Annotated in this window: 10 protein-coding genes; 5 read left to right on the top strand and 5 right to left on the bottom strand. The window is 57.8% G+C overall.

What is annotated here, in order from left to right; translation table 11 throughout:
• Nucleotides 1–67: 67 nt before the first annotated feature.
• Complete coding sequence (locus JWR17_RS17215; protein ID WP_299833144.1) at nt 68–2,548, bottom strand: penicillin acylase family protein; 2,481 nt, start codon at nt 2,546–2,548, stop codon at nt 68–70.
• A 94-nt stretch (nt 2,549–2,642) separates the two neighbouring features.
• Entirely contained in the window at nt 2,643–2,849 is a 207-nt protein-coding gene (locus tag JWR17_RS17220) for an SEC-C metal-binding domain-containing protein (RefSeq protein ID WP_299833145.1), read from the bottom strand.
• Between the two features lie 112 nt (nt 2,850–2,961).
• On the opposite strand from JWR17_RS17220, the gene JWR17_RS17225 reads away from it, so the two are divergent.
• A complete protein-coding gene (locus tag JWR17_RS17225) occupies nt 2,962–3,513 on the top strand; it encodes a hypothetical protein (RefSeq protein WP_299833146.1) in 552 nt (183 codons plus the stop codon).
• On the opposite strand, the gene JWR17_RS17230 is transcribed toward JWR17_RS17225, so the two are convergent.
• On the bottom strand, nt 3,510–3,983 hold the full coding sequence (locus JWR17_RS17230) for a YchJ family protein (RefSeq protein WP_299833147.1): 474 nt from the start codon (nt 3,981–3,983) through the stop codon (nt 3,510–3,512). The two genes, JWR17_RS17225 and JWR17_RS17230, sit on opposite strands and share 4 nt — an antisense overlap.
• 2 nt (nt 3,984–3,985) lie before the next feature.
• The gene (locus JWR17_RS17235; protein ID WP_299833148.1) at nt 3,986–4,483 is read right to left on the bottom strand and encodes a DUF6231 family protein; all 498 of its coding nucleotides are present in this window, start codon (nt 4,481–4,483) and stop codon (nt 3,986–3,988) included.
• Nucleotides 4,484–4,651: 168 nt separating this feature from the next.
• On the opposite strand from JWR17_RS17235, the gene JWR17_RS17240 reads away from it, so the two are divergent.
• The 3 genes from JWR17_RS17240 to JWR17_RS17250 all read left to right on the top strand — a co-directional run bounded on the left by JWR17_RS17240 (nt 4,652) and on the right by JWR17_RS17250 (nt 6,639).
• The gene (locus JWR17_RS17240) at nt 4,652–5,359 is read left to right on the top strand and encodes an OmpA family protein (protein ID WP_299833149.1); all 708 of its coding nucleotides are present in this window, start codon (nt 4,652–4,654) and stop codon (nt 5,357–5,359) included.
• 238 nt (nt 5,360–5,597) lie between these two features.
• Nucleotides 5,598–5,873: a DUF1145 domain-containing protein gene (locus tag JWR17_RS17245; protein ID WP_299833150.1), complete on the top strand. Its 276-nt coding sequence runs from the start codon at nt 5,598–5,600 to the stop codon at nt 5,871–5,873.
• Nucleotides 5,866–6,639, top strand: a complete 774-nt coding sequence (locus JWR17_RS17250) for a collagen-like protein (protein WP_299833151.1) — start codon at nt 5,866–5,868, stop codon at nt 6,637–6,639. Before JWR17_RS17245 ends, JWR17_RS17250 begins: the two co-directional genes overlap by 8 nt.
• 127 nt (nt 6,640–6,766) lie before the next feature.
• On the opposite strand, the gene JWR17_RS17255 is transcribed toward JWR17_RS17250, so the two are convergent.
• Nucleotides 6,767–7,231 (bottom strand): DUF2269 family protein, encoded by a 465-nt coding sequence (locus JWR17_RS17255; RefSeq protein WP_299833152.1) that lies wholly within the window; start codon nt 7,229–7,231, stop codon nt 6,767–6,769.
• Between the two features lie 109 nt (nt 7,232–7,340).
• On the opposite strand from JWR17_RS17255, the gene JWR17_RS17260 reads away from it, so the two are divergent.
• A partial coding sequence (locus JWR17_RS17260) for a DEAD/DEAH box helicase (protein WP_366944172.1) occupies nt 7,341–7,828 on the top strand: 488 nt, incomplete at its 3' end.

Raw genomic sequence — 7,828 nt, forward strand, 5'->3', positions numbered from 1 at the left:
ACAGAAATGTGCACCATGCCGAGATTCTGTAGGGGCCAACTTGTTGGCGAGGCAGAGCAAGCAGCCCTTACTTCCCGGGCGTCAGTGTCAGCCGTTCCTTGCCGTAGGCCCTTTCCAGATTCTGCGGCTGCATCGGGATGGTCGTGTATTGGCCTTTGAGCCATGGATCGATGCCATCGGCGAAGTGTGGGCTGGCCGGGTTGCCGGATTGGCCCGCGCTGTTCTGGCTCATCATCGGTTCTGGCTGACCAAAGTCAACAATGATCCGCAGCGCCGGGGTCAACGCGGTGTCGAAACTTTCACCCCACGCATAGGCTGCCGAGTTGATGGTGCTGTGATCGCCACCGGCCGGGATCGGACTGCGATTAGCCATCGCAGCGTTGTGCGCGGTCCAGGTATAGCGGTGCAACTTGCCCCATTGCCAACCTTTGTGATCCGCACCCAGTTGGCTATCCCCTGCGGTGATCGCGGCGGCAAGGCTGCGGGCGAGAATCGTCGGTTTGTCTTCTTTTTGCGGGGTCCTGATGTCATCCCAGTACGGGCTGTCTTCACGGCCCAACAAATGATCGGCCTGAGCCGAGTAAGTGAAGTTGGCATTTTCCACCAACGCCTTCCACGCCGGGCTGGTTTCTGGGCTTAACTCATCAAGGAAGATCTGCTTCGCGCTTTCTTGCAGAAACAGTTCATAGATAGCCGCGTCCGAGGAAGTCGCCGACAGCTTGCCGTCGAAAGCCATCAGGCGCGTCAGGGCCTCTTGAGCTTTGCCGCGATCCGCTAGCGGCAGCGCGTCAATCGCCTGCTTCAATGGCTGGGCCATGCCGGGGGCTTGGAACATCTTTTTCAATTTGCCGGCAAAAGTGGTGGTTTGGTCGCTTTGCATGGCGATCATGCTGCGGCTGTCCTGCTTACTGCCGTTCAGTAATTCTGCGATGCGTTCGGCGCGCTCCGGGTAATTCCAGGAGTTGGACAGCTGCATGCCGTAGCCTTTCTGCAGGGTGCGTTGGTTGGCCGTGCCAATCCAGCCTTGCATAGGGTCCTGGTCATAAGGATGGAGCATCGGGTCGGCGAAACCGTCCCAGTCATAACGGCTGTCCCAGCCCGGCGATGGCAGCAAACCCAAGCCTTCGCGGCGGTTAGGAAAGCGACCGGTGACCTGCCAGCCCACGTGCTGTGCATCGGCAAAGACGATGTTCAGGGCCATGGCGCGGATTTCACGGATGGCGTCCGAGGCTTTCTCGACGTTTTGCGCACGGGACAGGTTGAAGAACGCGTCCATGCTTTTGTCATCTTTGAAATCCGGGGTCTGCAACGCAAGGCCGAGGCCGTTGTTCAACTGCACCGGTTGCTCGGGGTTGCTGCGTTCGCCCACCGCACTATTGAGCATTGGGCCGTGACGAGTTTCGTAAAGGGTTTCGCGAACCGGGCGCCCGCCTTTGACGAAGAACGTTTCATTGCGCACCGAGGCGGGCTGCCATTTACCCTCTACCAGGTACAGCAGCTTGCCGTTCTCTCGCTTGAGCTTCTCCAGAAACACGTCCTGATTGTCGCCCATGGCAGTGGTCATGCCCCACGCCAGCCTGCCGTTGAAACCGGACATCACCAGTGGCAGACCGGCAATGGTCATCCCGGCAGCCTCGTACTTCGGCGCGCGAATCTGCACAAAACTCCAGGCCGAAGGCAAGGTCGCAGGCAGATGCATGTCGTTGGCCAGCAAGCTTTTGCCACTGCGGCTGCGTTGCGGGGCGACCACCCAGTTATTCGACGCAGCGACGCCGAGCATGTTCAAGTCGGACAGCTGCAAGGCCACCTTATTTAATTCATTAAGGCCAGGCACTTGCCCTGCGAGACTCAAGCCCTTGAGTTTGTCGGTTTCGGCCACCGGTAATTCTTCGTCGGGATAGGTGGGGATCAGCCAGGCGAGTTTCTCGGCCCCGACTTTCTGTGCCAATACCAAGGATGAGAGTTCTTGTTGCAGGTTCACCGACAGGCCGAAGTTCAGCAGGCTGAAAATCAGCGCGGAGTCTTCGGGTTTCCAGTATTCGGGGTGGTAGTTGGCCGCCGTCAGATCAGCCGGAAGCTTGTCGCGGTAGCGGAACAAGTAGGCGTTGACGCCGCGTGCGTACACTTCGAAGAAGCGTTTGAGGCGTGGCGAAGAGCCGTTGTAGAGCTCGCTGGCGCTTTTCTTCAGATTGACCGAGCGCATGAACCGGTCAATTTCCAGAGCGCTGGGACCGTCCAGTTCGGCCAGACGGCCTTGAGCGAGCAAGCGCATGTTGACCATTTGGCTGATGCGGTCACTGGCATGCACATAGCCCAGGGTAAACAGCGCGTCGTGGAAAGTGTTGCTCTCTATCAGCGGCATGCCAAGGCTGTTGCGGCGCACAGAGACGTTTTGCGCCAACCCTTTGATTGGGAACACACCGGTAGACGGCGGCAGCGTATCGCTACTGCCTCCGCCCAACTGGCAACCGCTCAAACTCAGGACACTGACCACTGCTGCGGCAACGCCGAACCGGGGAATAAAATCGAAAAAGGCTGGCGAGGCCATGGCAAAGCTCCTGCGGGGTGACGTTTTTTGATGGCGCTACGTTAGAGAGCGGACACGCCCCATGCAAGCGACTATCGGGGTTCAATTCAATCGATCAGGCGCCGTGGCACTTTTTGAATTTTTTCTCGCTGCCGCATGGGCAAGGGTCGTTGCGTCCTACGTCCTTCAGGGCATTGCGAACGGGTTCCTGGGGCGCGTGGCCGCAGTCTGGGCCATGGACGTGTGCGTGTTGATGTTCGTGGTGTTGATGCTCATGGTTGTGATTGCAGTCAGGGCCGTGAACGTGGGTTTCCTGGTTCATTAAGGTCTCTCCGGAATAATTGCCGCGAATTATCTCGCCAATACGTGTCCGGTGCACGCACTGAAAATACATATCGGCCATACTTGCGCCTTGTGCAGCAGGAGCGTGCCCGATGAACCTCTATGAAATCGTCTTTAGTGGACAGTTAGTGCCCGGTGCGCAACGCGAACGGGTCGAGGCAAACCTGGCCAAGCTGTTCCAGGCCGATGCGCAGCGTGTTGCGTTACTGTTTTCCGGACGGCGCCTGGTGTTGAAAAACAGCCTGGATCAGGCCGCTGCCGAGAAGTACCGCGCGACGCTGGAACGCGCCGGGGCCTTGGCTGAAATGGTCGACATGCACGTTGACATGGAAGAAGTAGAACTGGCGCCGCCGCCGGACGCGCCAGGCTTCAACCGTGCGCCCCAAACCAATCGCCGTCTACAGGTCGAGCCCCGAGACGTCTACATGGCGGCGTTCATTGAAGTGGATGCGCCAGATTTCGCCATAGCCGACATTGGCAGCGCACTGCAGGAGCCAAAAGCGCCGGTGCCTGCGCCGCGCATGGACCTTTCGCGGATGAGCCTGGCCCCCGTCGGTGCCGACATGGACCCGGTTAAAAAACCACCTGCCGGCCCTGCGCCCGACACTTCACATATAAAACTGAGTCGGCTTGATGAGGCTTAGGCCAGATAACCCGCACAGCATTTCTTGAATTTTTGCTCGCTGCCACAGGGGCATGCGTCGTTGCGCCCGGCTTTAAGTGGCACGGTAGGGTCGATGAAATACCAGTGACCCTGGTTTTGCACAAACGCCGAGCGCTCGCGATGGCTGTGTTCACCTTCGCCATCGTGCCAGCGTGCAACAAAGGTCACGAACGCGTGTTCGGGTTTGCCACCCAGGACTTCAACATTTTCCACGTGCAGCCCAAGCCAGGTGCTTTGGGCGCTCCAGGCGGTGATCGATTGCCGGTCCAGGCCGGTTTTTTGTGCCGGCAACGTGGTATCTAGCAGGTAATCGATTAAACCCAGCACGTACGCGCTGTAACGCGAGCGCATTAACGCCTCGGCGCCAGGCGCGGGTGTGCCTGCGTGATAATGCCCGCAGCAGGCGTTCAGTAAATTTCCGCTGCCGCACGGGCAGATCGAACTCGTCATGACTACCACCAATACTTGCCGAAGTTTTCCGGATTGGCCCAAAACTTCGCGTTCAGCCAATCGGGGACTTGTTTATATTCGCGCAGGTCGTAAGTGAACAATGTCAGTACCTGCTGATCTCGGGCAAAGCGTTCGCTGGCCTGTAGTGCCAGTGAATAGAAATCTGTGTCTTGCCAGCCGCAAGCGTGTAAGTCAGCCAGCACGGCGATGCGACTGGCGTTCAAATTACGAATGCCACCCAGCAGTTCAAGGCCGGTGCGTTTGGGCAAATGCTCAAGGCAGTCGACAGCCAATGCCAGGTCAAAGCGTTGCGCAGCAAGCTCTGGCGGCAAGAGCCCAGGTGCGGCGTGGGCCAGTTCAGTACCGGGATGAGCCTCTCGAAACGCTTCAAGCGCAGGGAAACTTCCGGCACCGATCAGCAACAAGCGCTTTGGCGCGTATCGATCGAGTAGGGCGGCCAGCGCCTGCTGCGGTGTCCGCGTTGAAAAGCCATCAGTCATCGAAAATCCTCAATTGAACTGCAAGACTAGCGTGCTGCGGCGCAATGGCCTAGTGCTGAGGGCAGGCCTTCGTCGGCAGCTTTTATGATGGCTAATTGGCAATCTATGAAAGTGACGTCTTTACTCCCATTGCATCGGTTTGGACCGATCCCATAGGAGATGAAATCAATGAGCATGATTCGGGTGGCGTTACCATTGATCCTGCTGACCAGTCTGTTGACCGGTTGTGCGGATTTGCAGAAGACCGATTGGCCTAAATGTGCCGCAGTCGGCGGGGTGGCTGGTGCAGGATTGGGGGCAATTCAAAATGCCACCTATGCCGGTTGGGGCGTGCTGATCGGCGGCAGTGTGGCGGCGGCCTACTGCTGGGTCCACGGTGATGGCGACGAAGATGGCGACGGCGTGCGGGACAGCCGCGACAAGTGTCCTGGCACCCCTAAAGGCGTGAGTGTCGATGCCAACGGCTGCCCACCTGTCGTTGTTCCAGCGACCGAGACGGCGCCAGTGGAACAAGTCGTCGTGGTTAAAGAAGAAGTCATCATTATTAACGATGTTTACTTCAAGTTCGATTCGGCGCAGCTGACCGCAGCGGATAAACAGAAGCTTGATCTGATCAGCACCCGTCTGAAGCGCGAAGCGCCAAGCGCTCAATTGCGGGTTAGCGGGCATACCGACAGCGTCGGCACCGACAAATACAACAAAACCCTTTCGCAAAAACGCGCAACGTCAGTGACCAATTATCTGGTCAGCTCTGGCATTCCGCGCAGCAGTTTTGTCGCGGTAGTCGGTGAGGGTGAAAGCCGTCCCGTTGCGGATAACAAAACAGCTGAAGGACGTGCACTGAATCGTCGTGTAGAGATCAAAATAAACCGGTAAACGCCGCTTAAAACCGTGGCCAGGCAGTAAAAGTGTGCTTCTGACCTTTGGGGCCGACGTTTTGTCGGTCACCCAGAGGCGCTGATTTATTCGCCGAGCGGTGGTTAACGCCCGCTCGGTTTTTATCAATTTGAGTAATGCCTCTAATCGGAGTGCATGCTCATTTTGCAATGGTCGCTGGCAAATTTCGCGCTGATGCCGTTACTGTGCGCAAAAGAAATAACTGCCAGGGGCGTGTATGAAGCTGTTTTGGGGTTTGGGGAAGGCATTGACGTTGGGCTTCTGGCTGGTGGTGCTGGTTAATACAGTGCTCGCATTGCCTAACCCTTTCGATTTATTGATCAACATGGCTGGCAGTTTGCTGCTGCTGACCCATCTGCTGGAACTGGCTCTATTCAACGGCAGCCTGCGCGGGCGGACACGGCCGTGGGTGGACCGTGGAAAAATTTTGCTGTTCGGCATTTTTCATCTGCAAACCTTCTCTCGTACTTCGGCGGAGATCGCTCATGCGTAATCTTCGCTTAATGGCCGTAGCGTGCAGCGCTGCGGTGTTCACGCCGATGGTCATGGCTCAGGTAGTGGCGGTCGAGGCGCATTCGCTTCTGCGCCTGCCTGGAAATACCAGCACGCTGCAATTGGACCGCTTGGTAGTTGCCGACTACGGCACGTTATTAATTCCGGCGGGCGTCAACGAAGTAAAAGTCGGCGAACTGGTGCTCGGCCATGAAGCGCGCATCGCTATTATTCCCAGCGAGCAAAGTTTCAATATGGTTGTAGGCCGTGGCGAGCTGGCGACGGGGAGTCAAATCACGGCCCGCGGCGCGCCTGGAACGTATGCCAAGCAAGCGCTGCCGGGCCGTAATTTGACCTTGCGCCTGGAAAACCTAACCGCTGACGAGCTGTCTATCGATGCTCGCGGAGGCTCAGGTGCTCCTGGGTATTTCGGTCTGGACGGCGCCAACGGTGATGACCCTGGTTGCTTGTGGGGTGAAGCCAGTCGTGGTTTCAACGGTGATAACGGTAGCAACGGTCATGACGGTGCTCCCGGCGCCACGGTGAGACTCGAATTACCCGCGGCGTTTGCGGCTGAACGCATTAAAGTGCTGGTCAACGGCGGTGCCGCTGGCGTCGCCGGTGCCGCAGGGCAGGCGGGTAAAGGCGGGACGTCCAAAGGCTGCGTGGTGTATCGCGCAGACGGAGGTAAGTCAGGTCAGCCGGGTCAACCTGGACAGCCAGGCGCGCCGGGTCGGGATGGTTCGTTGATTGTGCAGCGGTTGTAAGGCGTTTACGTAACACCGCCGTCATCTGTAGGAGCCAACTTGTTGGCGAGGTTATTTACCTGACACATCGCCTCGCCAACAGTTGGCTACAGATGTTCAACTTGTCTGTGGGAATTATCTAACGCCGTCAAAACCCTGGCCGGCTCGCGGCCACCGCCACCAGCACTAACCCGACAATCAGGTTAATCCCCACCAGACGGCGAATCCGTCCCAGTGCCGCAGCACCCTCCTGCCATTTTTCAGCGTCCACTGCGTTTCGCAGTTCAGGCAGTTGCAGCGCATGGATGCGAATGAACAACGCGACCATCACTACGTACAAACCCATCATGACTTGCACATAGCGCGGCGCGGTTTCGAAGCCGGAGAAGCGTTGGTTAATCATGCCCACGCCGGTAATGGGCAACACCAGGACCGCTACCCAGACCCAGAAAAAGAACCGTGGAAACACTTGGACCCACAATTTCAGGCGATTTGGGCCTTCAAGTGCTGCGCCGATGGCCGGGCGCAGTACCATCCAGGCGAAGAACATGCCGCCGACCCAGACCAGGGCGGCCAGGACATGCAGGGTGTAGACAAGGGCAAAAGCTGTCATTCGGTACTCCGAACTGCGCGGGATGGATTAGCGCGGTATGATAGCCGCCTCTTAGAAACACTGAAAATTTATCCAGCACTTTTAACCGATTCGTAGCGCCCCGAAGCCCATGATCAGTAACGAACTCAAATCCCAGATTCAGGGCGCCTATTCGCGTTTCCTCGAAGCCAAGAGCCTCAAGCCGCGCTATGGCCAGCGTTTGATGATCGCCGAGATTGCCAAAGTATTGGGCGATATCGACACCGACGAAGAGGGTCGGCGCTCAGGTGATCCTGCGGTGGTTGCGGTCGAGGCGGGCACCGGTACCGGTAAAACCGTCGCTTACGCCATCGCGGCGATCCCCACGGCCAAGGCTGCGGGCAAGCGCCTGGTCATCGCTACGGCAACGGTCGCGCTGCAAGAACAGATTGTCTACAAAGATCTGCCAGACCTGATGCGCAACAGCGGCCTTAATTTCACCTTCGCCCTGGCCAAGGGCCGTGGCCGCTACATGTGCCTGTCCAAACTCGACATGCTGCTCCAGGAAGGCAACGCGCAAACCGCGACCGCCCAACTGTTCGAGGAAGAAGGCTTCAAGATCGAAGTCGACGAAGTCAG

The organism is Pseudomonas sp., assembly GCF_028293835.1.
Taxonomy (GTDB): domain Bacteria; phylum Pseudomonadota; class Gammaproteobacteria; order Pseudomonadales; family Pseudomonadaceae; genus Aquipseudomonas.